The 25761-nt window shown below is 68.8% G+C and carries 17 protein-coding genes; 5 read left to right on the forward strand and 12 right to left on the reverse strand.

From position 1 onward, the window contains the following. The first annotated feature begins 1 nt into the window (after position 1). Complete coding sequence (locus BLR21_RS41950) at positions 2-2704, forward strand: hypothetical protein (RefSeq protein ID WP_143027990.1); 2703 nt, start codon at positions 2-4, stop codon at positions 2702-2704. Here the strand turns inward: BLR21_RS41950 and BLR21_RS33060 are convergent. The 5 genes from BLR21_RS33060 to infC all read right to left on the reverse strand — a co-directional run bounded on the left by BLR21_RS33060 (position 2701) and on the right by infC (position 5783). Next, a complete protein-coding gene (locus BLR21_RS33060) occupies positions 2701-3582 on the reverse strand; it encodes a S41 family peptidase (RefSeq protein WP_143027991.1) in 882 nt (293 codons plus the stop codon). The genes BLR21_RS41950 and BLR21_RS33060 overlap by 4 nt on opposite strands. 36 nt (positions 3583-3618) lie before the next feature. Then, on the reverse strand, positions 3619-4461 hold the full coding sequence (locus tag BLR21_RS33065) for a TrmH family RNA methyltransferase (protein WP_090012503.1): 843 nt from the start codon (positions 4459-4461) through the stop codon (positions 3619-3621). Beyond that, the gene (gene rplT, locus BLR21_RS33070) at positions 4458-4847 is read right to left on the reverse strand and encodes a 50S ribosomal protein L20 (RefSeq protein ID WP_090012311.1); all 390 of its coding nucleotides are present in this window, start codon (positions 4845-4847) and stop codon (positions 4458-4460) included. The genes BLR21_RS33065 and rplT overlap by 4 nt, the downstream gene beginning before the upstream one ends. 77 nt (positions 4848-4924) lie before the next feature. After that, the gene (gene rpmI, locus BLR21_RS33075) at positions 4925-5119 is read right to left on the reverse strand and encodes a 50S ribosomal protein L35 (protein ID WP_030481724.1); all 195 of its coding nucleotides are present in this window, start codon (positions 5117-5119) and stop codon (positions 4925-4927) included. Positions 5120-5168: 49 nt separating this feature from the next. Then, a complete protein-coding gene (infC, locus tag BLR21_RS33080) occupies positions 5169-5783 on the reverse strand; it encodes a translation initiation factor IF-3 (RefSeq protein WP_090012314.1) in 615 nt (204 codons plus the stop codon). 298 nt (positions 5784-6081) lie between these two features. Between infC and BLR21_RS33085 the strand changes: the two genes are divergently transcribed. Continuing rightward, positions 6082-6423: a DUF1844 domain-containing protein gene (locus BLR21_RS33085; protein ID WP_090012317.1), complete on the forward strand. Its 342-nt coding sequence runs from the start codon at positions 6082-6084 to the stop codon at positions 6421-6423. Here BLR21_RS33085 and BLR21_RS33090 read toward each other — a convergent pair. The 4 genes from BLR21_RS33090 to BLR21_RS33105 all read right to left on the reverse strand — a co-directional run bounded on the left by BLR21_RS33090 (position 6417) and on the right by BLR21_RS33105 (position 17781). Then, a complete protein-coding gene (locus tag BLR21_RS33090; RefSeq protein ID WP_090012320.1) occupies positions 6417-7073 on the reverse strand; it encodes a hypothetical protein in 657 nt (218 codons plus the stop codon). The two genes, BLR21_RS33085 and BLR21_RS33090, sit on opposite strands and share 7 nt — an antisense overlap. Further along, positions 7070-7660, reverse strand: coding sequence for a hypothetical protein (locus BLR21_RS33095; RefSeq protein ID WP_090012322.1), 591 nt, complete (start codon positions 7658-7660; stop codon positions 7070-7072). The genes BLR21_RS33090 and BLR21_RS33095 overlap by 4 nt, the downstream gene beginning before the upstream one ends. Before the next feature lie 103 nt (positions 7661-7763). Continuing rightward, a complete protein-coding gene (locus BLR21_RS33100) occupies positions 7764-8090 on the reverse strand; it encodes a hypothetical protein (RefSeq protein ID WP_090012325.1) in 327 nt (108 codons plus the stop codon). Next, positions 8080-17781 carry an RHS repeat-associated core domain-containing protein gene (locus tag BLR21_RS33105; protein ID WP_176929910.1) on the reverse strand — a complete coding sequence of 3234 codons (9702 nt, stop codon included), beginning with the start codon at positions 17779-17781 and terminating at the stop codon, positions 8080-8082. The genes BLR21_RS33100 and BLR21_RS33105 overlap by 11 nt, the downstream gene beginning before the upstream one ends. Positions 17782-18137: 356 nt before the next feature. Between BLR21_RS33105 and BLR21_RS33110 the strand changes: the two genes are divergently transcribed. Both BLR21_RS33110 and BLR21_RS33115 read left to right on the forward strand, forming a co-directional pair. Further along, on the forward strand, positions 18138-20201 hold the full coding sequence (locus tag BLR21_RS33110; protein WP_090012329.1) for a tachylectin-related carbohydrate-binding protein: 2064 nt from the start codon (positions 18138-18140) through the stop codon (positions 20199-20201). A gap of 106 nt (positions 20202-20307) precedes the next feature. Further along, positions 20308-22215, forward strand: coding sequence for a tachylectin-related carbohydrate-binding protein (locus BLR21_RS33115; RefSeq protein WP_143027993.1), 1908 nt, complete (start codon positions 20308-20310; stop codon positions 22213-22215). Between the two features lie 60 nt (positions 22216-22275). Here BLR21_RS33115 and BLR21_RS33120 read toward each other — a convergent pair whose 3' ends face one another. Genes BLR21_RS33120 through BLR21_RS33130 form a run of 3 tightly spaced genes read right to left on the reverse strand, consistent with a single transcriptional unit; the run spans position 22276 to position 24380 of the window. Beyond that, complete coding sequence (locus tag BLR21_RS33120) at positions 22276-22656, reverse strand: RidA family protein (protein WP_030481733.1); 381 nt, start codon at positions 22654-22656, stop codon at positions 22276-22278. A gap of 11 nt (positions 22657-22667) precedes the next feature. Then, positions 22668-23414 (reverse strand): IclR family transcriptional regulator, encoded by a 747-nt coding sequence (locus BLR21_RS33125; RefSeq protein ID WP_090012334.1) that lies wholly within the window; start codon positions 23412-23414, stop codon positions 22668-22670. Beyond that, positions 23415-24380: a sugar kinase gene (locus BLR21_RS33130; RefSeq protein ID WP_090012338.1), complete on the reverse strand. Its 966-nt coding sequence runs from the start codon at positions 24378-24380 to the stop codon at positions 23415-23417. It abuts the gene before it with no gap. A 98-nt stretch (positions 24381-24478) separates the two neighbouring features. Here BLR21_RS33130 and BLR21_RS33135 point away from each other — a divergent pair, with 98 nt between their 5' ends. Beyond that, on the forward strand, positions 24479-25759 hold the full coding sequence (locus BLR21_RS33135) for an amino acid deaminase (protein ID WP_090012341.1): 1281 nt from the start codon (positions 24479-24481) through the stop codon (positions 25757-25759). Positions 25760-25761: the final 2 nt, after the last annotated feature.

A 25761-nucleotide genomic window follows, 5' to 3' on the forward strand; every position in this document is an offset into this window, starting at 1 on the left:
CATGGCCGACTTCACCGCCGAGGACGCCGAACGGGCGTTCCTGGAGGCGTACAACATGCCCACGGGCATGCCGAAGCACGAGGCGCTGGAACGGGCCGCGCGCATGTCCGACGCGCTCGGGCACCTGCCGCTCGGCGTCTCGTGCCGCACCGCGCTGATCGACTCGGCGTACTACCTGTCGCGCTACGACCTGATGCTCGCGCCGTTCGCGTGGGTGCGGGCCGCCGAGGAGAAGGATCCCGAGGCGTTCAACGAGTACGAGGTCCACTCGCTGAACTGGGCGCACAAATGGATCGCGACCGGGCTGCGCCGCGACCCGAAGTTCTCGCTGGACCAGCTGCAGGCCGTGATCGGCCAGCTGGCGGACCGCTACGGCAGGCTCGGTTTCTCGGTGCAGCCGGTGCACGGCGCCCGCGCCGAGTACGCCTACCACGTCGGTGACATGACAGGCCTCGCCGAGCAGCTCGGGCGTTACCTCGCCACGGAGCGCGGGCCGATGGCGGACTGCGCGGCCTGCGTGATCGAGGAGCAGGTCTGGATGCTGGCGCGCCTCGGCCGTCACCAGGAGGCCGCCGCGCACGGCTGGGAGGGCCTGTCGGGCGACTCCGGCTGCGCCACGCAGCCGCAGGGCATCCTGTCCGCGCTGCTGTGGCCGTTGCTGGAGATCGGCGAGCTGGAGAAGGCCGCGCACGCGCACACCACGGCGTACCGGTTGATCAAGGACGACGAGATCACCTCGTACGTGCACGAGCACATCCGGTTCTGCGCGCTGACGGGCAACCTCGCGCGCGGCGAGGACATCCTGCGCCGCTCGCTGCACAAGGTGACGGGCGTGCAGCTGCCGGCCGACGAGATGTCGTTCGCGGAGTGCGCTTCCGTGCTGCTGCAACGCCTCCCGGCCGACACGGTGTTCGAGGTCCCCGCGGTCGGTGCGCGGACGGCCGCCGAGCTCCTCGACCGGCTGTCGAAGCGGGCCCTGCAGCTCGCGAGGCAGTTCGACGAGCGCAACGGCACGCCGGCGTGGCACGAGCGGATCACGAAGTCGCTGGAGCAGAAGGACTACCCGGCGGTGGAGCTCGCGGTGCCGGCCGCGCCGGTCGCCGCGCCCGCCGAGGAGTCCGTCGTGTTCGGCGACCCGGTGGAGATCGCCGAGTCGATGGTGACGCTGTACGAGCAGGGCGACTTCGTGCAGGCGCGGCGGATGCTCGACTCGCTGCCGGCGGACATGGACTCGTTGCTGCCGCCCGATCTCGCCGCGCACGCGGGCATCCGGCGGATGACGACCGGGCTCGTGCCGTTCGACCCGGCGGTGTTCGACGGGCTGCTGACGGCGTTGCCCGCCGACCTCGCGCTGCGCTACCAGGCCCGGCTCGCGATGGGGCTGCCGGATGGCCAGTCGCTCGCCGAGCGGTGCCTGGCCGAGGCGGCGACGGACTACACGCGGACGGTCGCGGCACTGTCGCTGGCGGAGCTGTACGACGACGCGCACGCGCACGAGCAGGCGAACGAGATGATCGCGCTGGCGTCCTCTTTGGATGTTCCGGAGCTGCGCGGCCGGGTCGCGGTCGAGACGGCCGAGCACAAGGCGCGGCAGCAGGACCTCGAAGGCGCGTACGCGGACGTCCTGGCGGTCATGGCGGGCGAGATCCCGTTGAACGCCCGGTTCGAGGGCTACCGGCTGCGGTTGCGGCTGGAGACGTTGCTGCGCAAGGTTCCCGAGGCGGTGGCGACGGCGCGGGCGTTCGTGTCGGCGTTCCCGCTGCCGGAAGCCGCGGAGGCCCGCTGGTACCAGGTCGCGACGATCCAGGAGCTGGACCAGGAAGGGGCCTGCCTGGGCGATCTGCGCGAGGCCGTGGCGATCTCCCGCGTGCACCTCTCCCCCGGCCACACCGCGCACTTCTGCTTCGCGCTGAGTGGCGGTTACGTGCAGACGGACCGGTTCGTGGAGGCCGCCGAGGTCCTGGAGGAGTCGTTGCGGCTGCTGCAGGAAGGCCAGGAGGACCTGCGGCTGCAGGTGGTGTTCCGGCTCGGGCAGGTGTGCCGCAAGCTGGGTGAGCTCCCGGCGGCCGAGCGCTACCTGCGTGAGGCGGCCGAACTGCTGCCGCCCGAGGAGACGGGGCGCCGGGCGTTCCTGCTCGACGCGCTCGCCTCGGTGCAGGGCCGGCTGGACAAGCACGACGAGGCCATCGCGTCCTGGCGCGCCGGTGCCGCGTTGTGGCAGCAGGAGGGCAACCTCTCGGAGGCGATCGGCTCGCTGGTCGAGCTGGCGTCGAGCCTGCCCGACGACGAGATCACCGAGACCCGTGCGGCCGTGCACGACGCCGAGGCGTTGCTGCCGTTGCTGGACGAGCCGAACGAGGTCACCCGGCGCCAGGCCGAGATCGCCGCGATCCGCGCGTGGGTGCACGGCCAGACCGGTGAGTTCGCGCTGGCGATGAAGCAGTACCGCGACGCCGAGGCGCTGGTGGTGTCGCTGGGCGACGAGGGCTGGCGGGTGTTCGTCGTGCTGAAGGCGGCGCACGTGCTGCTCATCGCCGACGACGCGGAGGGAGCGGAGGCCGAGGCACGCCGGGCGGCATCGCTGCTGCCCGACGACAACCAGGCCGGGAACGTGCTCTCGATGTTGTCGGAGGCGTTGCGGCGCCAGAACAAGCCTTCTGGCACCGATCCGCTGGTGCGCGAGCTGACCGCCCGGCTGGACTAGCTTTTCGGGGTCGCCTTCTTGTAGGCGACCTCGAACGCCTCGTCCGCGGGCACCTGGATGTGCGGGACGACTCCGACGCCCTCCCAGTTGGTGCCGGAGATCGGGTTGATGGCGCGGCCGTTGGGAACCGCGGACTTGAGGTGCGGACCGACCCGGTAGCGTTCGCCGGGGTGGGCGCCGCCCCTGGTGGTCTCGCCGATGAGGGTGGCGCGCTCGTTCTGCTGGAGGTTGTAGCTCAGTTCCTCGCCACCGGAGAACGTGCGGGCGCTGGTGAGGACGTAGACGGGCTTCGTGCCGCCGAACTTCGGGCCTGGCACGTGCGGCAGCGTCCAGAACTGCCGGGTGGAGTCTTCCGGGCGGTTGTAGATGTCGTTGAGGTGCACGGGTTCGTCGAACAGGTAGCTGCAGATCAACGCGACCGTCTGCGGGTCGCCACCGCGGTTCTCGCGCAGGTCGAGGATCAACGCGTCCGTGTGCGCGATGAGGTTCATCGCGGCGACGTAGGCCGGCGTGGCGATCTCGGCGCCGTGCAGCAGGCGAATTTCGAGCAGGCCGACGTTGCCGTCGAGCCGCTCGACCCTGCGGATGCCGAACGCGTCGAGCTCGGCTTCCTTCTGGTACGCCACCGGGTCCCAGGCCAGATCCTGGCCGGTCTCGGGGACCTCCTCCGCGCTGTAGAGCAGGCGGAGATGCTTGTCGCCGTTGACGCTCTGCAGGTCCGCGGTCACCCTGGCCGCGAACTCCTCATCGTCCACATCGGAGTACGCACCCTCGTCGAGACGGGCGCGGACGACCTTCGCGATCTCGTTGGCCGTGTCCGGAAAGACGTAGTAGGAGGCGAGCTGGGAGCACAGGGTTTCGATCTCTGGTTCGCGCACGGGCGCACAGTAACCGCGCGCCCGTGGCCCGTCAGCTCAATTCCGCTGATCCCGCGCGGAGGCGTAGAGGCACACCGCGGCGGCGGTCGCGAGGTTCAGGCTCTCGGCGGCGCCGTACAGCGGCACCTTGAGCGACGTGTCCAGCTTCGCGACGACGTCGTCGGGCAGGCCGTGCGCCTCGCTGCCGAAGACCCACGCGGTGGGCTGCGCCAGTTCGCCGTTCGCCGATGCCTCGACCAGGTCCTGCTTCGCGTAGCCGTCGGCGGCCACGAGCCTCAGCCCGGCCTGGCGGCAGGCGGCGAAGACCTCGTCCGCGTCGCGGGAACGAGCGATGGGCAGGTGGAAGAGCGAGCCGGTGGAGGCGCGCACGCACTTGCCGTTGTGCGGGTCGACCGTGTCGCCCGCGAAGATCACCGCGTCCGCTCCGGCCGCGTCGGCCACGCGCGTGACGGTGCCCGCGTTGCCGGGGTCGGAGACGCCGTAGAGCACCGCGACGAGGCGCGGGGTGCCCTGCAGGGCTGCTTCCAGCGACTGCGGGACCGCGTCGCAGACCGCGACAATCCCCTGGGGCGTCACGGTTTCCGACAGCGATTCGGCGGCCTTGTCAGTGACCTCGCTGATCCGGATGCCTCGCTCGGAGGCGCTCTGGAGCAGTTCGGCGTTCCGTTGCGCGGCCGGCGCCGTGACGAACAGTTCGTGCACCTCGCCGCCCTGCCAGGCAAGTGCCTCGCGCACGGCCTGGGCGCCTTCGACGAGGAAGCGGCCTGCCTTGTCGCGGCCCTGGCGGCGGGTCAGGTGGCGAGCAGCAACGACCCGAGGCGTCCGTTCGGTGAACGGATCTGCCTCGGGTCGGTTGCTGTCGCGAGGGTGCTGGCTCAGGCCTGGTCCCCGGCAGGAGCGTTCACGTCGGCCGGGAGCGCCTTGCGGGCGATCTCGACGAGCGCCGAGAAGGCGTTGGCGTCGTGGACGGCGAGGTCCGCGAGGATCTTGCGGTCGACCTCGACGCCGCCCAGGCGAAGACCCTGGATCAGGCGGTTGTAGGTCATGCCGTTCGCACGGGAGGCAGCGTTGATGCGCTGGATCCACAGCTTGCGGAAGTCGCCCTTGCGCGCACGGCGGTCGCGGTACGCGTAGTTGAGCGAGTGGAGCACCTGCTCCTTGGCCTTGCGGTACAGCCGCGAGCGCTGGCCGCGGTAACCGCTGGCCAGTTCGAGAACGGTACGACGCTTCTTCTGGGCGTTTACAGCCCGCTTGACGCGTGCCACGGGTACATCCTGTCGATCTCATGGGGAGGCGGAGTCGGGGTCCGCCACCCGAATTAGCTAGGGGGTTTCGAAGCGGGTCAGAGACCGAGCAGCTTCTTGATGCGCGGAGCGTCGTGCTCCGACACGACCGCGGTGCCGCTCATGCGACGCGTCACCTTGCTGGACTTCTTCTCCAGGATGTGGCGCTTGCCGGCCTTCTCCCGGAGGATCTTGCCGCTGCCCGTGACCTTGAAGCGCTTCGAGGTCCCGCTGTGCGTCTTGTTCTTCGGCATTTCCGTCCTCGTCTCGTGCTACCCACCGGGTCGGGGGCGGGGGTGCGTCCTACGCCTCTTCCGAAGCGGTGTCGTCCGCCTCGGGCGCATCGTCGTCGTCCTGCTTGACCACGCGCGGCTTGATGTTCTTGTGCGGCGCCAACACCATGATCATGTTGCGGCCGTCCTGCTTGGGGTTCGACTCGACGAAGCCAAGCTCCGCGACGTCCTCCGCCAGCTTCTGCAGAAGCCTGTAACCGAGCTCCGGGCGCGACTGCTCGCGGCCGCGGAACATGATGGTCACCTTGACCTTGTTCCCGTGCGACAGGAAGCGGGCCACGTGGCCCTTCTTCGTCAGGTAGTCGTGCGGGTCGATCTTCGGGCGGAGCTTCTGCTCCTTGATGACCGTCAGCTGCTGGTTCCGACGCGACTCGCGGGCCTTCTGCGCGGTCTCGTACTTGAACTTGCCGTAGTCCATGAGCTTGCAGACCGGCGGGCGAGCCTGAGCGGCGACCTCGACGAGGTCGAGATCCGCTTCTTGCGCGAGTCGGAGCGCGTCCTCGATGCGAACGATCCCGACCTGCTCACCATTCGGCCCGACCAGACGAACTTCCGGCACCCGGATGCGGTCGTTGATGCGCGGCTCGGTGCTGACGGGTGCACCGCGGTTCGAGGGACTTGTCATTCACGTCCTTTGAGACTCGGTTGCGCCAAAAACAAGAGCCCCGTCACCGTCTCCCGGTGAAGGGGCCCGCTTCCGACCGATCGCACCTCAGAACAACCAGCACCGTGTGCCTGCCGCCTGGAGGACCGGACCCGGCCACCTCAAGAAGCGGTGAACGCGGGTGGGAGCGGGGCTCCACTTGCCGCTCTCGCACTAACGAGAGCTGGTCGCGTCCGAAATACTAGCAGACGCTCTTGTCAACCCCCGAATCGCGGCCCTGTGACGTCGGCCGTCCGCGGGGACTTGCTTGAATGTAGCCGTGACCGATCCGCTTGAAGACAGCATCCGTGACCTGGGCGATGTCCCCAGCATCGAGGTGATCAGCCGGGCCGCGGTGATGCTGCTGTCCGCCTCCGCGGAGCGCCTGGGCCTCGCCGACCCGGACCCCGACAACTCACCGCGCCGCGACCTCGACGAGGCCCGCCGCCTGATCACCGGCCTCGCCGGCCTGGTCACGGCGACCTCCGAGTACCTCGGCCCGCACGCCGCTCCGCTGAAGGACGGCCTGCAGTCGGTGCAGCGCGCGTTCCGCGAGGCCTCGGCCGTGCCGGACGAGCCCGGCCAGGGCCCAGGCGAGAAGTTCACCGGCCCCGTCTACTGATCCGCTCGCACGACGACCGGCTCCCACGGCTCGGCCCTGACCTGGAACACCGCGCTGGCACGTTGGCCCGTCGCGGCCCGAAAGGTGATGGCCGAGCCGTTGTGGAGCGGACCCACCTCGAGGTGCTCGGCCGGCGGCTCGTCGTACTGGGAGAGCCCGAGCACGCGACTGCCCGGCACCACGGACACCGTGAGCTGCTCGATGACGGCGGGCCCGCCGAAGTAGCTGAGCCGGAACTCGTCGGGCGCGCCGGGCGTGATCGCGAACGTCGGCATGCCACTACGGCTGCGCGCGGCCGCGAGAACCTCGACGAACTCGTTGATCCGCGCCGTCGCCTGCTGAGCGGTGAGCTGGGCCTCGTCGGCCAGCATCCGCGACGCCGTGGCGGCCTCCTCCGCCATCACCGCCCTCTCCTCGGCCTTGGCCGCCGCCTTCTTGGTTTCCTCCACCGAGTTCTTGGCCTGCAAGGCACTGGCCGTGGCCTGCTCGACGGCCTTCCGCGCGGCCTGCGCCTCCTCCTGAGCCCTGCCGGCGGCGTTCTGCGCCTCTTTCGCGGCCGTCTGCGCGTACTTGGCCTCGCGCGCCTGCCACAAGGCGATGGCGGTGGCGCACATCGCCACCACCGCGGCGATCACCGCGATCGCGATCATGCCTTCACCCCCACCGAGGCCAGCTGACGTCGTGCCAACTCGTCGATCACGTCAGTGTCCCCCGTCCGCCACGCCACGGCGGGATCACCGTCGAACTTGCTCAACTGCCTGGAACTGAGACTTGTGAGCGCTCTCAGGGCCAGCAGGTCAGGCTTGTCGCGCAGCCGCGCGGTGCTGGCGGCCTTGCGGGCGTAGTGGAGCCGGATCGGCAGCCAGGTGATGAGCAGGAAGAGGACCGGGATGACAACGATGGCGGTGGCAAGCCAAAAAGCGCTGTCCTGGACCACGCTGATCTGCGCGTTGCCCGCGCTGGTCAGGGTTTCGCCGGCCTTGGTGCCGTTGCCCAGCGCACCCGCCAGGTCCTCGCCCACGAAGGGCACGCCCTTGGCTTTCGCCGCCGCGTTGGTGAAGACGTCGCGGATGTCGCCGCCCGCGTTGACCAGGCCGTCTCCCGGGGCCCTGAGTTCCAGGACCCAGTCGTGGGCGGTGGTCGCCACCCAGATCCAGGTGGCTATCCATGCCGCGGCTAGTAGGTCGGCGATCAGCTGACGCGTGAATCTTGCCGGTCTGTCCGCGTACCACTTCATGGTGCGGATGCTGCCACGCGACCGTTCAGGCGTCGATGATCACCCGGTGTGCACGGTCGAAGGTCCCGCCAGGCAAATGCCTGGCGTGACCTTCGACCAGCAACTAGTACCGCTCCTGCCGGATGAGTGTGAGCTCGGGTATCGCGCTCAGCGCTGCTCTCAACTCATCACCACGCGACGTGGACATCACCTCGAACAACACCGAGTACTGCGCGTTCTGAGGCTGAACCACCTCACCTTCCTCATCCGGCACGTCGTTCCTAAAGAGGATCATCTCCTCTTCAGGAGCAGCTTCGCACCGGTAGTAGTCGCCACCGAAGTAGCTGCTGTCGTGCGGCTGAAACCGCACTGACAACACCCGCTCCAAACGCTGACGCAACACCTCCATTGACAACGCGCTGGTTCCGAAGGTCTCGTCACTACTTTCCACGTGACACCCTGATGCTCGGCGACCTGGAGGTCGCTCCTTCGGCGGTCCTGTACGCCATGAAGTTGACCGGACGACCGGCGAGTTCGCTCAGTTCACGACTGAGTTCCTTCAATCCGATGTCCCGCAACGCACGGCCCTTGATCGGTCCGGTCCGGTTGCCACGAGAACGCTTCGGCGCTCCGGCCTCCACAGCTGCATCGATCACCTCGTCACCAGCGAGCGCGATGTCGAAATCGCTCTTCCTGCCGACGTCGAACGGAGCGCCCGTCGTGTACTTGACACCAGTGACGGCACTGCCCTGGAAGATCGCTTCAGTGTTCTCGTAGCCCGCAGCGGCCAATCCAGAGTTGAGCTTGTCACCAAACTCGTCGAAGTCCTCCTGTGAGGAGAATCCGTGGGGGTACGCACGGGCGCAAGCAGACGAGTTCTTGGGGTCTTCGTTGTGAACGAGGACATCAGCAGCGGCAGCCTTTCCAGGACCACCGGCACCCACGTAGTACGTGTGCAGCCCATCAACCGTGAGGTTGTAGACAAGCCGCCCACCCGAGAACGTCCGAGTCCCGGTAACAGTCGCCGACCGGTTGTCAGCAGTCAGGAACTGGTACCCAGGCAGGATGTCCTGAGCGTCACGCCACCCGAGCCCCAGCACCCAGAACGGGTGCTCGTCGCTCACCGAGATCTTGCCGGTCCCGGTCTCCGAGGCGATGTCGAGCTGGTGCACCGACGCATCCGTCAGGTACTCACGGACGTCGGTGATCTCCTTGGCGGCGGTCTCACCGGTGGTCGGATCGGTGGCCAGCACGACGTCACCGACTCGAAGGTCCCGGATGAGCTTGCGCGTCCCGTCCGCCATCAACACCGGGGTGTCGCCGGTGAAGCTGTTCTTGGCGGTCGGGATCGGGCAGGAAGCCCCCGCCCCGTTGCGTCCCTGAGCGCCCGAGTCCTTGGCCTTGTCGTTGCCCCGCTTCTTGTTCGACCCGAACAGCCCGATCAGATCCCCGAGACCGGGCACCTGACTGTTGGCGAAGTCGGACACCACCTGCTCGCCCACGGACTGCACCACGGACACGCCGGGTTTGATGATCGTGGCCTTGATCGTGTCCCAGACCTTGTTGACGTCCTGGACGTTCTCGGCCACCGCCGACACGAGCCGGGCCGGCATGTTCGCCGAGGAGGACACCAGGTCCTTCATGGCGATCTTCGGCTTCAGGGCGGCCTGCAGGATGGGCATCGCGTTGTTCTTGACGGCGTGGGCGATCGCGGCCTTGGCGCGGGCCGTCACCGCCTTCATCGCCGCCAGCCGGGCTGCCGCGGCGGCTGCTGCGGCTGCGGCCTTTCTGGCTGCTGTCTGTGCTGCCTCGCGTGCCGCTGTCTTGGCCATGTCGCCCGCGTTGCGGCGGGCGGCGCCTGCCAGGTCGTCGCCGTACTTGCGGCCTGCGCCTGCCACGTCGTCGCCGTACTTCCGGCCCGCGCCTACGACGTCGTCGCCGTACCTGCGCGCGCCGCCGAGGACGTCGTCGCCGTACTTGAAGAGGTACTTGGCGCCCTTGGCGAGTTTGCCGAACGGGACGAAGTTCGAGGCTGCCCACAGGAAGTTGCCGAGGCTCGGCTCGCGGATGAAGTTCGCGATGTCGTTGTAGCCGGATACTTCCTTGACTACCTCGAGGCCGACCTTGGCGACGGACTTGACGCCGTTCCAGACCTTGCCCCAGTTCGGCCAGTGGCCGTCGGGGTCGATCATGTCGAGCGGGCGGCCCGCGCCGTAGGTGTAGCGGTTGAACAGCACGGAGGCGCCGGACGCGGCCGAGACCGTGTCACGGGAGGCGAAGGAACCGGTGTTCGGCTGGTACCAGCGGGCGCCCATGTTGACCTGGCCGGAGTCCGGGTCGGTCCAGTCGCCCTGGTAGCCAACGGAACGCTTCGTGCCCGACGAGGCGATCTGCTTGCCGAACGGGTCGTAGGCGGTCGAGTCCTGCATGCCCGCCTGGGCCGGGTCGAAGCCGCCCACCAGGTCGCCGTGCTTGTCGGTCACGGCGACGCGCTTGTCCGTGCCCTGCTGCAACGACAGCAGCTCGCCCGACGCACCGCGGCCGAAGGTCGAGTCGCCGTCGGACACCGGGTCGATGTCGGTGCCGGCGTACTTGAACTGCTTGGTGTTGCGGGAGACCACGCGGTCGAAGCCGTCGTAGGCGTACTGCGTCTGGCCCACGGCGATCATCCGGTCGAAGGCGTCGAAGGAGAACTTCTCCTCGAAACCGGACGACGTGCGCGACAGCATCGCGCCGGACGGCGAGTACCTGTAGGTGTAGTCGCTGTCCGACTTCAGCCTGTTGCGCTCGTCGAAGACGGCGGTCTTGGCGCCGGCCTTCGTGCGGTTGCCGGAGGCGTCCCACGCGTAGTCGGTCGTGACGCCGCCGACGGTCCACGACTTCAGGCGGTTCGCGTAGTCGTAGGTGTAGGTGTTGTCACCCGAACCCGCGAGACCCGACGTCACCTTCCGCGTGAGGCGGTCGTTGTTGTCGTACTCGTAGGCCAGCGACGAGACGACGGCGCCGGAGGTGCCGTCCTTCATCACGTCGGACTTCATCCTGCCGAGCGGGTCGTAGTCGACGTCCCGGCTGCGGCTGGTGCCGTACTGGACCTTCGAGACCTGACCGGCCGCGTTGTAGCTGAACACCTGGCCGGCGCCGGTGATGCTGTCGGTCGCGGTGTGCAGGCGGCCCTTGTCGTAGGTGAAGCGGGCGGTGCCGGAGACGTCCGTCCTGGTCTTCATCCTGCCGAGCTCGTCGTACTCGAACGACGAGTCGCCCGACGGGCCGTTCGCGGTGAGCATTCCGCTGCGGTCGTTGTAGGTGAAGACGTTCTTGCCGCCCGGCGCACCGGATTCCAGCAGCCTGCCGACCGGGTCGTAGGCCTGGGTCCGCTCGGCCGAGGCCACCCCGGTGCCGGCACCGGTCTCCCGCACGACGCGGTTGAGGAAGTCGTACTGCCGTTCCCTCGTGACTCCACCCGGCGCCACCATCTTCGCGACGTTGCCCGTCGCGTCGTAGGTGCTCGTCCACGTCCGGTCGGCCGCGTCCGGGTGCGCCTCGGTCGACGGTTCGACGACCGACTCCGGCAGCGACCACGAGTTGTAGGTGGTGACGAACTTGTTGCCACGGCCGTCGGTGTAGCGGGTCCGCTGGCCGGCCGCGTCGTAGCCGAACGAGGTCGTGATGTTCTCGGTGTCCGAGATCGGTTCGACCTGCTGGGTCATCCTGCCGAGCGCGTCGTAGGTGTAGCGCGCGGTCTTGCCCATCGCGTCCGTCGCGGTCTCGACGTTGCCCGCCGCGTCGTGCGTGTAGGACGTGCGGCGCTGGATCGCTCCGGCACCGTCGAGGCTGAACTGGCCCTTCATCCGGCCGGCCGCGTCGTAGCTCACGAAGCTGCTGCGCCCCATGGCGTCCTGCTGCCACACCTGGCGGCCGGAGCCGTCGTAACCGAACTTCGTCGTCACGTTCGCCGGGTCGGTGGACGTGATCCGCTGACCGAGCGCGTCGTAGGTGAACGTCGTGACGTCGTTGTTCGGCGCGGTGGCCTTCACCAGCTCGCCGGCGTCGTTGTACTCGAACGACGTGGTGAACGCGGCGGCGACCGGCTTGCGCTCCAGCACCGACGACGTCACCTGACGGCCGAGGTCGTCGTAGGTCGACTCGGTGCGCGCACCCGTCGGGTCCGTCGCCGAGAGCTGCTCACCCTTGTGCGTGTAGGTGTACTTCCACACGCCGCCGACCTCGGTCGGCGCGTCCGCCTTCGGGTCCTGCCGCTCGACCATGCGGCCGAGCTGGTCGTAGCGGAACCTGGTGACGGAGCCACGCGGGCTGGTCGTCTCCACGGCGTTGCCCGCGGCGTCGTACCTGGTCGACGTGACGGCCTTGATCGGCGTGGTCGTGCCCGGTGCCACGTAGTCCGGCAGCTCCACCCGCAGCGGGCGGCCGTTCTTGTCGTAGAACCGCTTGGTGATCTGGCCGTTCTCGTTCTTCGACTGGACCTCGTTGCCGAAGGTGTTGAAGCCGACCACGTTCTCCGGCCGGGCGTCGACCGGCGCCGCGCCACCGGTCTCCACGGCCACGGTGGGCTGCTTGACCCGGACCTGGCGTTCCTGCTCGTCGTAGGAGAACTCGGTGGTGAAGCCGCGCGGGTCGGTCTCCGCCACCATCAGGCCGCGGCGGTCGTAGGCACGCGTCGTGGTGAGCGACTGCTGGCCGAACTTGATCCCCTCGGTGAGCAGGTTGCCGACGCTGTCGTAGGTGTAGTCGACGACCTCGCTCGTGGCCGCGCTCATCCCGCCGGTGTTGGAGGCCTGGCCCGACCTGACGATCTGCTTGACGAGACCGTTCTCGTCGTAGGTGTAGAGAGTCGTGCGCCCCAACGCGTTCGGATCGGCGACGATCTGCTCGACCTGGTTCTTGGTGTTGTACTTGAACGTCGTGACGCGGTCGCCCGCACCCTTGCGGGTCAGGACGTTGCCCGCGGCGTCGTAGGTGTTCTCCTCCAGCAACTTCGCCGACTTCGTGCCGTCGGCGTTGCGCACCTCGGCACGCGACCGGAACAGCAGGCCGTTCTGGTAGTAGTCGTACATCGTCTTGCGGCCCATGGCATCCGTCTGCCACACGAGCCGGCCGCCGAGGTCGTAGGTGTACGACTCCATCACGATCATCTGACCGTCGTCCGCGGGCTCGGCGGTACCGATGCCACCGCTGACCGGCTTGCCGTGGAAGCCGCGCATGCGGACCTCGGCGAGCTTGTTGCGGGCCGTGTAGGCGTATTCGACCTTGGTGCCCAACGGGTCCACAACGGACGTCCGGTTGCCGAACACGTCGTAGGCGTACGAGGTCGTCGCGCCTTCGGCGTCGGTGACCGAGCTCTGCCGGCCGCGGTCGTCGTAGCCGTAGGCGATCGTCCTGGTCTCGTCGCCACCGGTCAGGTCCGCGATGTCGATCCGCTCGGGCAGGCCGTCGGCGTTGAACGTCGTCCTGGTGTGCCTGGTGTGCTTGACACCGGTCACCGCGTTCGTGACGGCGGCGTCGGTCACCTCGACGGGCTTGTTCCGCCCGTCGTAGAGGAACTTCGTCTCCAGGCCGGCCGGGTACTCGTCCGAGATCTGCTTCTCGCTGATCTTGCGGCCGATCAGGTCGTACCGGTACTCGGTGGTGATGCCGTTGGCACCTTCCGCACGCGGCGGTTCGGTGACGGAGAACAGGTCTCCGTTCGCGTGGTACAGGTACTCCGTCCTCTTGCCGCGACCATCCGTCGTGCTCAACAGCAGGCCGAGGGGAACGTCGACGCCGTTCGCACCCCTCCTGTCGCCCAGTTCGGCGTACCTGTGCACGACAGTCGAGCCGTCGGGCATCTTCTGCTCGATCAGATCGCCGCGAGTGTTGTACGTCGACGAGGTCAGGTACGTGTTGTCGCTCGCGCTCGCCGAACGCGCGTCACGGGCGGTGAGCTGCTTGTCGATGCGCGGATCGGTGTCGTTCACGTTGCCGGCGGCCGGCTTGTGATACGTGAAGTACTCCGTGTCGCACTGGGTCGACGTCCGGCATGTCCTGCGCGACACCACGTTGCCGCGTTCGTCATGCTTGAGCTCGACCTGGTGGCCGTTCTCGTCGGTGATGACGTGCTGGAAGCCGCTCTCGTCGTAGTCGTAGGTGCGGACACCCAGGCCCTGGACGGGACCGCCGATCCAGTTCGGGTTGTTGCCCGTCTTGCCACCGCAGTAGGTGGGGCTGCCGTCGGGGTTCGGCGTCGGGGCGGCGGTGCACGGCGGCGCCGCCGTCGGGGTGGTCGGCACGACGGACGGATCCGCCCTGTCCTCGTGCCGCACACCGATGCCCAGCGGGGCGACGAACCTGATGATCCGGCCCTTGATCGGGTCGTAGTCGAAGAAGTGCGACCTCTTGCCGGGGTCGGTCACCTCGATCGAGCGGACCAGGTTCTTGATCGAACGGCCCGCCGCGTCCTTCTCCTCGGTGCCGGAGACCTGCGGCAGACCCAGCTTCCAGGTGCCACCGTTCTCGTCGGTGTACTCCGAGATGCGGTCGTTCGTCGTGTCGTAGCCGAGTTCCGCGGCGACACGGCCACTCGGCATGATGACCTTGGTCAACTGGTCGGAGTGCTCACGCGCGGCGTAGTGCTGCTTGACCGCGGCCTCGCCCAGCGGGTGCTGGTAGAGCGCGACCTCGTCGATCTGGCCGTTGAAGAACTTCTTGCCCTCGTTCGGCCACCAGCCGTGCGGCGCCCAGTCGGCGGGACCGACGGCGTGCGCGGCGCCGATCTGACCGAAGTTCAGCCTGCTGTCGTCGATCTCGGCACCGGTGATCTCGCCGACCTTGGCGCCGTCGAGGTACATCGTGGTGACCGCGAGCGAACCGGTGAGCACGACGTGGTGCCACTGGTCGTTGTTCACCGTGGTGGCGCTGGTGATGGGCGAGACCCTGCCGTGCCAGAACTGGCCGCGCAGCTTGCCGTCCTTGTCCACGTACAGGACCGGGACGGCGCCTTCGGGGTTCTGGTCGAACGGCTTGTGCTGGAAGCCCATCAGCGGGCCACCGGTCGTGGTCTTGAACCACAGCTCGATGGACAGGTCGCGGCTCTTCTTGATCGCGCCGTCGGGCAGCTTGACCAGCGAACTGGTGCCGTTGAACCCGGTCGCCCTGTCCGGGCTGCCGGCGAGCGGACCGGCGTGGTCGCGCGTGGTGTCCCTGTGCTCGCCCCAGTCCTTGGTCAGGTTGGTCGCGACCTGGCTGACCGCCGCGTTGCCGGCCGGCTCACCGAGCCGCCAGTAGGAGTCCGGCTTCGAGTCCATCACCGCGGACCGGTAGTGCGAACCCTGCGAGTACTCGTACTGAGTGCAGGCACCGGCCGGGTCGCAGACCTTCGTCAGCTGGTCGCCGAAGTACTCGTAGGTCCACTTGATCGGGGTGCCACCGGTGGTCGGCGCGTCGGTCCGGACCTCCTTGACGTGCTTGCCCGAGTAGGTGAACCACAGTGTCCGGTTGCTGGTGCGGTTGATCGCGCGCTTGAGCAGCCCCGTGATGCCGTAGTCGAACTCGACGAGCCTGGCGGCGTTGTCGTAGATCGACGCGATCTTGCCGTCGGAGCGGAACGTGTAGGTGGTGTTGGACTTGTCCACCAGCACGTAGTTCGACGAGGCGGCGTCCTGGTAGAAGGTCGCGAACCGGCCGGGCGGCGGATCGAAGCTGCCGTCCTCGTTGTTCTTGCCGAACCGCACCGCCTGGCCGTCGGGATACGTCACCACGACGTTGCCGGTGCCGTCATTGTCCGGCACGACGCGCATGTCGTAGCGCGTCGACCAGCCGGCGCCGAAGGCGAGGTCCTTGCGCGGGTCGAGGCTGTTGTAGGTGCGGGAGACCGTGAGTTCGGGGCCGGTGACACCGATGGCGGAGTCGACCGCGGCGGTGGTGTAGTTGCCGATCTGCGGGTCGAAGTCGAGGTCACCGGCGCTGTAGGGCGCACCGCCCAGGTGCGAGGTGATGTCGGGCTGCGGCACCGCGGTCAGCAGCGCGCTGAACTCCAGCTTCTCGCTGCGCGTACCCGCCGGGTCGATCGCGAACGCGCGCCAGTAATAGGTTTCGCTCCACTGCAACCATCCCTTCGGGACGGTCCAGGTGCGCGACTTCGACCTCGGCGAGATCCGGCAGCCGACGTTGATCTCGCCGGTGACGTCGTTCTTCTGGCAGATCTCGAACTCGTAGTCGATCGTGGTGTTCGGCGGGGCATCCACGTCCACCGCGTCGGCCCACAGCTGCGGCGTGAGCACCGGCGAGGAGTGGCCGGCCGGCGGGTACTGCGCCTTGACGATCGGCGGCAGTTCGAACACCGTCAGCGACAGGCGGGCCGGTGGGATCTGCTCGTCGGTGAAGAAGGTGTTGTTGTGCACCATGCTGAAGTCGAGCAGGTAGTCGCCCGGCTCCAGCTGGAACACCCTGGCGTCGAGCGTGATGCTCCCGCCCGGCGGGACGGTGACGCCGGCCGGCAGTTCGGCCGCCACGCGGGCGTCCTTCGGCTGGCCCGTCGCGCTGAACGCGCGGTAGGAGAGCTTGTAGCCCGCGCCCGCACTCCACGCCTGGCCGCTCTTGTTCGTCACCGTGATCTTGACGGTGGGCTTCGGGTCGCCGCTGTCACTGGTGCGGTGCACCGGTGGCTCCGGCACACCGCGGTCGATGCGGTAGCCCGCGTCGTACTGCGTGCTCGTGACGAACAGCCGCGGCGGGTTGGCCGTGCCCGCGCCCGCGAACAGCTTCCAGCCAGCCACGGCCTTCACGGCCAGGCCGTTGTTGGCCTGTCCCTTCGCCCAGCCCTGCACCAGGTTCCGGCCGCCCTCACCGAGGTCGATGGCCTCCGGCCTCGGCGGACAGGCCGACTGCGACTGGCCGAGACCGACGTAGCCGTAGGCGAACGAGGCTCTGCCCAGTGCGCCGCCGGTGGCCAGCACCGCCGTCGTACCGCTGTCCCACGCCTGGTTCACCGGGTGCACGCTGACGGGCTGCGGCCGGCACGACGGCGCGTCGTAGTTCGACAGGTACAGCTGGGCGCCGAACACGCGGTGGTTGGTGATCCCGCTGGTGTTGAACTTCAGGTAGGTGGTGTAGCCGTCACCGGACTTGAGCGTCGACCCGGTCAGCGCGGACGAACCGTTGGTCGAGATGGCGGGGCCGGCGTTCAGGCCGCTCACCGTCGGGTCGACGGCGATCGGGAACTGCCGTGCGCCGTCGCGGATCCAGCCCGCGTCCGCCGTCATCCTCAGCGCCTGGCCGCCGTTGTGCGGCACCAGTTCGTAGGTGACGGCCGTCGACACCGCACCGGCGGCGTCGGTCATGTCACCGGCGGGGATCCTGGCCTTGACGTTGCCGGCGTTGTCGGTCAGCACGACGGAGCCGTCGGCGACCTTGGCCTGCAAACCCTTGAGCTGCAACGGGAACAGCCAGCTCGTCGCCGCCTCGCGCGACGTCAGGACCAGCGTCTCCTTGACACCGCCCGAAGCGACGTCGAGCCGCAGGTCGGTGTGGGCCGCGACACCGGGGTAGGTGATCGTGCTGCCCTCGACGCGGGCCTTCGCCGCGCTCGTGCCCGCGAAGCCGAAGGACATCTCGTGGTCGCCGGACAGGCGCATGCGCACGAACGGCGATTCCGAGGCGGTGGCGTCGAAGCGGGTGTCCACGGAGTCCGCGGCGTTCCGGAAGCCGTCGCCGTCAGGGACGATCGTGGTGTCGATCGGTGCCCAGGAACCGTCGGGGCGCTGGAAGTTCAGCGGCGACTGCGAGTACTCGGTGGTCTGGGTGCCGTCGGTGTTGCGGAAGGTGCGGGAGTTCGCGTCTCGTTTGGCCGCGTCCTCCTTGCTGCTCTGGGCGTTGAAGCCGGTGAACCCGTTCGGCGCGTCGACCTGCTCCGCCTTGTTCGGCGGAGGCGTGGGTGCCGCCGGGAAGTTCGGCTGCGGGTGCTTGGCGAGCTCGGACTTCGGCATCGCGCGGTTCGCCGCACCGGTGCCCTCGGTCTCATGAGGCTGATCCGCCGCGGAGCCCCACTTCTGGTCAGGGGCGAGCTCGCTCGGATCAAGCGCGCCACCCGCGGCCCACTGCGGGATGAGCTGCAACGCCGAAGGCCCCACGGTGCCCACCATCAGCACCATGATCAGACCTGCGACGGCCGCGATTCTGCCTCTTCTAGACCGCGGAAAAAGCATGCGCGCACGCCAAAAACGGCCGCTGGCCATGGACCTACCCCCAGAAACCCTCTACGACAACAGCGCGTGTGAAATCGCTGTCAACCCCAGATGCCGACAGCTGAGCATCGTCAGGTCGCCGAGCCGGTGTCAAGAGTCAGAAGGCTTTCGGACACGGCAGGACAAGCAGCACGAGCGTGTGACGCGTTTGGGGCTGGCGATCTGCCGACCCGCTGAGCTACGGTCCGATTCGCAGACTGTGGTGCAGGAACGACGCCTACCGGCCGTCGACTGTCCACATTGACTCGACTCTGGGGGAGTTAATGTCAACGCGTTCTACTCGCGCGCGCAGATCCGGACTGGGCGCGGCCCTGGCCGGCGCGGTGGGCCTGTCCCTGATCGTGGCGCCCGGCGTCCACGTCGCGTCCGCCGCCTCGTCGCTCAACTGCAACTCCGCGGTCAACGTCGTCGGTGTCACCCAGCAGGGCACCGTCTTCCGCTACCCCCACCAGGAGCCTGAGAACGGCAACTTCGTCTGGAGCGCGAAGCAGGACGTCCCCAGCAGTGGCTGGCAGATCGGCCGTGCGCTCGCCGGCCCCGACGGCGTCGTCTACCACCTCGTCGGCGACAACCAGGGTGCCGCCTCCGGCGACCTGCGCCGGCTCCGGATCGTCGACACACCAACAGGTCCCGGCTGGGCGACGATGCCCGGCGGCGGGCAGTACCGCTCCGTGGGCAACGGCTGGGCCCGCTACAGCCAGCCCGAGCACCGCAACAAGGTGACGGTCGACGAGAAGGGCCGGCTGTTCGAGATCAACGCGGACGGCAAGCTGAAGATGTTCGTCTGGGAAGGCGGTGACGACGGCGGCTGGACCGCGGAGACGGGCGGCGGCAAGGTCCTCGACACCGGCTGGGACCAGTACAACCTGATCGTCGCGGCCGGAGACGGCGTGCTGTACGCCCGCAAGCCGGACGGTCAGCTGTTCCGCTTCCGCTACGACGCCGTGGCCGACCGGTTCCTGCAGTACGGCCTGTACGTCGGGGCCGGCTGGAACATGTTCAACCGCGTCTTCTCCCCCGGCGGCGACATCCTCTACGGCACGTGGCCCGGACCGAACGGCCAGGGCGAGCTGCTGTGGTACCGCTACCTCGAGGACAGCAACACCTGGGCGCCCGGCGACCCGAACACGAACCTCGGCAAGGTCGTCGGCACCGGCTGGTACAACGAGCTCGACGTCGTCGCCTACCCCGGCGACTGCAGGCTCGTCGGCTACCCGACCACGCCGCGGCCCGTGGTCCAGGCGAACTTCACCGCTCCGCTGACGCTGGTCGAGGGCACGACCGCGGAGAAGCTGGCGAACTACTTCTTCGTCAACGACCAGGGCACCCTCTACCACGGCAAGCAGCGCCACTCCGGCGACCTGCTGCTGGTCGACCACCAGCCGTTGAACGGCTACACCAAGTACACCGGCCGGCCGGCGGCGGCCCTGAACACGGCCACCGCGGTGGGTTCGACCCTCGCCAACACGCTCGAAGTCCAGGCGCACAGCCACGACGACGCCGAGACGCGCGGCAAGACCCAGGTGACCCCGAACGGCTACTTCCCGGCGGACGGCCCGGTGCTGCGGCACCGCGGTCACCTGGCCGGAGACTCCGTGCTGGCCAAGGGAAGTGACGGCCTGCAGTCGTCGTTCGGTGTCGGCGCCGAGGGCCAGCTCTGGTACCGCAAGCAGATCGCCGCGGACGGCCGCTTCACGGCGTGGCGCTCGCTCGGTGGCTCGGGTCTCACCTCCGACTTCACGGTGGTGCCCAACGGCAGCTCGTTCGACGTGGTCGCACGGCACACCGACAACTCCGTCCGCGTCGCCCGCCTGACCGGCACGACGCTCGGCACGTGGACGAACCTCGGCGGCACCGACGTCCAGGGCATGCCCGCGGCCGTGCTGCACGACGACGGCACGGTGCGAGTGCTGGTGCGCAGGACCGACAACAAGATCTACACGCAGAAGCAGAACTCGGCGGGCTTCCCCGGCGCATGGACGGTCGTCGACGGCCTCGTCACCGCCGGGTCCCCCACCGCCGTCGTCACCGCGAGCAACGCCGTCGAGGTCGCGGCACGCGGCAACGACAACCTCATCTACACCACGGGCAAGAGCCAGGAGACCACCGGCTTCCGCGCCTGGGAGGTCCGCGACGTCCGGGAGGCCGCGACCGACCCGACGATGGTCCGCTGGAGCGACAACAGCCTGCTGGTCGCGTGGCGCGACCCGATGGGCGAGGTCTACGCCTACCGCGGCACTTTCGGCCCGGCGCTCACGCAGCGTTCGGCGACAGCGAGCACGGCCGGCACGGCGCCGACCTACACCGGCGGCAAGACGAAGTCCTGATCTTCTCCAAGACCGTCCTCTGTGGAGCTTCCGCCACAGAGGACGGTTCTTCCCGTGTCCGCACAAAAGATTCTGGGGAACTGTTGTGAGAGCAAGAGGAATCGCGGTGGCGGCAGTCACCGCCGCAAGTCTCGTCACGCCCGTGTTCGCCACCTCGGCCGCCGCGGCGGGCACTCTGTCGTGCCAGACGGCCGCGCCGATCTTCGTGCGGCACGCCGACAGCGGCCTGGAGCTCCGGGCGCACCAGGAACCCGAGAACGGCAATCCGGTCTGGAACGCCAACCGAGGCATCGGGTTCGCGTGGGACGGGCAGATGCGCACCGGTCCCGGCGGCCGCACCTACGAGTTCACGCCGGAAGGCGACGTCAACAAGTTCGTCTGGAACGGCACCAGCTGGGAGAACGGCGGAACAGGCGACCGGATCGCCACCGGCTGGCACGGCTGGGGTGACGCCTCGGCCAAGACGCGGCTCACGATCGACGCGCGCGGCGACTTCTACGGTTTCCCGTCGGACAACGCACTGCACTGGTGGCGCTACGACGAGGGCACCCGCACCTGGGCCGAGCGGATCATCGACACCGGCTGGGGCACAAAGTACGACATGATCTTCGCCGACGGCGCGGGCGGCCTCTTCGCCCGCTCGACCGACGGGAAGCTGTTCCGCTACCAGTACGACGCCGACAGCCAGCGCTGGCTCGAGTACGAGCGTCAGGTCGGAGGCAGCGGCTGGGGCCAGTTCTCCGACGTGGCCTCCGTCGGCGGTGGCGTCTTCTACGCGCTGAAGGCCGACACCGGCCAGCTGCGCTGGTACCGCTACCTCGGGGACGGCGCCTGGGCCACCGACGCGGGCAAGTTCATCTCCGACGGCTGGTCCTCCGCCTGGCAGATCGAGGGCGCGCCGGACGCGTGTCAGATCCTCGGCGGCAGCCCGACGCCACCTGCCACGCCGACGCTGACCCCGAACTTCACCGCGCCCCTGGCGGCCTACCAGGGTGACGACAACCTGGTGAACTACTTCCTCGTCAACGAGGGCAAGTTGCTGCACGGCAGGCAGCGGCACACCGGCGACATCCTGCTGGTGGACCACACGCCCATCACCGGCCACGAACAGTTCACCGGCGAGGTGGGCTTCGGCGTCTACGGGGACGGCAAGCTGGAGATCCAGGCCAACAGCACCGCGGACGCCGGGATCCGCGGCCGCACGCAGACGACCAAGAACCTCAACCAGTGGTCGGCCGCCTTCACCGGCCACGCGGGCAGGTTCGTCAGCAGCCCGGTGATCGTGAAGGACAAGGACAACCTGCTCGTCTCGTTCGGGGTCGACGCCTCCGGTGGTCTCTGGTACAGCAGGCAGCTCGTGTTGTGGGGCGCGCCGGCGAAGAGCACTTTCGGCGCGTGGCGTTCGCTCGGCGGCTCCGGGCTGACGGCGGACTTCTCCGCGCTGCGCAACGGAAACGCGATCGAGATCGTCGGCCGGTACGCGGACGGTTCGGTGCGGGCGAGCAAGTTCGACGGCACGACACTGGCCGCCGCGCGAAGCACCGGCGTGACCGACGTGGTGGGCAAGCCCGCCGCCGTCGTGCACACGGACGGCACGGTGCAGGTCGTGGTCCGGCGGACCGACAACAGGATCCACACCCAGCGCGAAGGCACCTCGGGCTTCCCCGGCGCGTGGCAGCAGGTCGGTTCGCTGGTCGCCGCCGGTGCGCCCGCCGCGGTGCTGGCCGGTACCGGCAGCCTGGAGCTGAGCGTCCGTGACACCAACGGGTTCGTGAACACCACCGGGCAGTCGACGCCCTCGCTCCCGTTCCGCGCCTGGGAGATCCGCGACACCCACGAGGCCGGCACCGACACCACGATGATCAGGACGAACGCCGGGGACGTCCTGCTCACGTGGCGCGACCCGATCGGCGAGATCTACACCTACCTCGGCTCGTTCGGTGCGACGCCCTCGGCGCGCAGTGCCGTCGGCGACTCCGGGGTGAGCTACACGGGAGGCAGGACCCGGCGCTGAGCTACCGGGCAGCACGACGACGGCCCCGCCAACCGGCGGGGCCGTTGCCGTACGGCGGGATCAGTCGACGACGGCCAGCGCGTCGATCTCGACCAGCAGGCCGGCCGGGAGTCCGACGTAGACGGTCGTGCGCGCGGGCGCCGGGTCCGTCACGAACTCGCCGTAGACCTCGTTCAGCTCCGCGAAGTGCGCGGTGTCGGTGAGGTAGACGCGGATCATCACGACGTCGTCGATGGACGCGCCACCGGCGGCGAGGACGGCGTGCAGGTTCGCGAACGTCTGGCGCGTCTGCTCGGCGACGGTGGTGCCGACGATCTCGCCCGACTTCGGGTCGAACGCGACCTGTCCGGCCACCTGCAGGATGTTGCCCTTGCGCACACCCTGCGAGAAGCGGGCCACCGGCTGCGGAGCGTCAGCGGTCTTGATCTCAACCTTGGACAACGTAATTCCCCTTATCTCGGAACATAACCGCATTCGACTGATGCAGCTTCGGCGGTAGCGAGCAGGTCCGGCAGATGCGACAGCAGGCCTTCGTAGTCGAGCAGCACCTTCGGCACCGACATCGACACGGCCGCGAGCACCTCGCCCCGCGCGCCCTTGATCGGGGCGGCGATGCAGTGGATGAAGTCCTCGTGCTCGGAGTTGTCGACGGCGTAACCGTTGGTGCGCACGCGGTCCAGCTCGGCCAGGTACGCGGCCGGGCCCAGGATGGTGTTGTCGGTCAGGCGCGGGAACTCCATGCCGGACACCACCTTCTGCAGCGTGGGCCCCGGCAGGTCGGCCAGCAGGATCTTCGCCACGGCCGTGCAGTGCAACGGCGCGCGGCGGCCGATACGCGAGTACATGCGCATCTGGTGCCTGGACTCGTACTTGTCGATGTAGATCACCTCACCGTCCTCGTAGGACGCGAGGTGGACCGTGTGGCCCAGGCGGGAGTTGAGGTCACGCAGCGCGGGCTCGGCGGCGCGGCGGACGTCGCGTTCCTCCAGGGCGCGGTTGGCGAGGTCGAACAGCGCCGTGCCGAGGCGGTAGTGGTGCACGCCGTCGCGCTGCACGAAGCGGTGCGACTCGAGCGTGCGCAGCAGTCGCAGCGTCGTCGACTTGTGGACGCCGATCACGCCGGACAGCTCGTCCAGCGTCTTCGGGCCCGTCGCGAGCTGGCTCACCAGGGTGAGCGCTCTGTCGAGACTCTGGCTCATTCACACCTCCAGGCGGGCGGACGCCCAGGTCTGCGGGTCGGCGTGCAGCAGCGGAGCTGTCACGTCGTCCGGCAAAGGATCGCCGACGTCCTCGGCGGTGAGCAAAGCGGATGCCGCCTGCAGGTGCCCGGCGCGCAACCGCACCGGCGGGGACTCCCCCGCCAAGGTAGCCGCGAGGAAGCCCGCCGCGAACGCGTCGCCCGCGCCGACCGGCTCCACGACCTCGACCTTCAACGCCGGTTCGAAGTACGACGCACCGCCTTCCAGCAGCGTCGCACCGTCCGCGCCCTGCTTGACCACCAGCGACGCCGGGCCGGGCAGCAGCTGCCGCAACCGGGCGGGGTCACCCGTGCCCCACACCAGTTCCGCCTCGTCGGAGCCCGCCAGCACGACGTCCGCCAGGTCGGCGAGCTCACGCAGCACGCGCGGGTCGCGGTCCGCCCACAGCGCGGGCCGCCAGTTCAGGTCGAACGAGATCCGGAACCCGTGCCGCGGCCGGCGCAGCAGCTCACGCATCATCGCGAGGCACGAGTCGGACAGGGCGGCCGTGATACCGCTGAGGTGCACGAGCTTCACCTCGCCGAGGCCCAGCCGGTCGATCATCTCCAGCCCCATGCCCGAGGCCGCCGAACCGCGCCGGTAGTAGCGCACCGGGCTGCCGTGCGGCGAGGCCTCCTTGACGTAGAGACCGGTCGGGCGTGCCGGGTCGACCCGGACGCGGGACACGTCGACGCCGAAGCCGCCGACCGCGTCGAGCACCGCCAGCCCGAACGAGTCGTCGCCGACCGCGCTGACCCACGACGACCGGACGCCGAGGCGCGTCAGGTGCACGGCGACGTTGGACTCGGCGCCACCGACGGCCCTGTGCCAGGTTCGCACCAGATGCACGGGACCGGGTTCAGCCGGAACCATCATCACCATGGTCTCACCGAGACACACGACACCGCCGACGTGATCGAACCGCATGCGCGCTCCAGAGGGTGTTCGTTGACGGCGGCGAGACCGAATGCTACACAACTCAGCATCACATCGCGCAATGGGAGTTGCAAAATATGCAACATCTGATGGAGATGGACCTAGCGGCCGTCGCGGACATCAGGTCGGAACAGGTCAGCTGGCGCTTCAAGGGCCTGCCGTCGAGCACGTTCGGCTCGACCATCGGCGAGGTCGCCGGCCAGCGCCTCGACCTGTTCGGCGACGAGTTCGTCGGGCCGCTCGTCGTGCTGGACGCGGACGCGCTGGCACACAACCTGACAACGATGGCGAAGTGGTGCGACAACCACGGCGTCAAGCTGGCACCGCACGGCAAGACGACGATGGCGCCGCAGCTGTTCCAGCGGCAGGCCGAGCACGGTGCCTGGGGACTCACCGCGGCCACCGCGTCGCAGCTGCGGGTCTACCGGGCGTTCGGGGTGAACCGGATCCTGCTGGCGAACCAGCTGCTCGACCCCGCGGCGTTGCGCTGGCTGGTCCGCGAGCTCGACCGGGACCCGGGCTTCGAGTTCAGCTGCTGGGCCGACTCCGAGGCCGGGGTCGCGCTGATGAGCGAGACGTTGCAGGAGCTCCAGCCGTCACGGCCGGTCGACGTGCTGGTCGAGCTCGGTGCCCCCGGCGGCCGGACGGGTGCGCGTGACCTGGAGACGGCGCTGGCCGTCGCGCGGGCGGTGGCCCAGAGCCCGGTGCTGCGGCTGGTGGGCGCCGGTGGCTACGAGGGCGCGCTCGCGCACGACGCGTCCGAGTCGTCCCAGTCCATTGTGGACCGCTACCTGACCGACCTGCGCACGCTCGTGCTGCGCCTGGCCGACGCCGGGCTGCTCGACGAGCTGGACACGGTGATCGTCACCGCGGGCGGCAGCGCGTACTTCGACCAGGTGGCGGCGACGCTGTCGCAGCCGTGGCCGATGCCGGTGACCCCGGTGCTGCGCAGCGGCGCGTACATCACGCACGACGACGGCTTCTACCGCGGCATCTCGCCGTTCGCGCGGATCGAGGGTGTGCAGCCGTTCAAGAGCGCCCTCCGCGCATGGGCCCAGGTGACGTCACGGCCGCAGCGCGACCTGGCGTTGCTGACGATCGGCAAGCGCGACGCGTCGTTCGACGAGGGTCTGCCGGAACCACAGCTCGTCCGCCGCGGCGACGGCGCGATCGCTCCGCTGGCGGGGGCGAGGATCACCGCGCTGAACGACCAGCACGCGTTCCTCCAGCTCGGCGCAGAGGCCACGGTCCGTGTCGGCGACTGGATCGGGCTCGGTCTGTCGCACCCCTGCACCGTGTTCGACAAGTGGCAGCTGATCCCGGTCGTGCAGGGCACGACCGTGGTCGACCTGATCCGCACCTACTTCTAGAA

The organism is Lentzea albidocapillata subsp. violacea, assembly GCF_900100275.1.
Classification (GTDB): Bacteria; Actinomycetota; Actinomycetes; order Mycobacteriales; family Pseudonocardiaceae; genus Lentzea; species Lentzea violacea.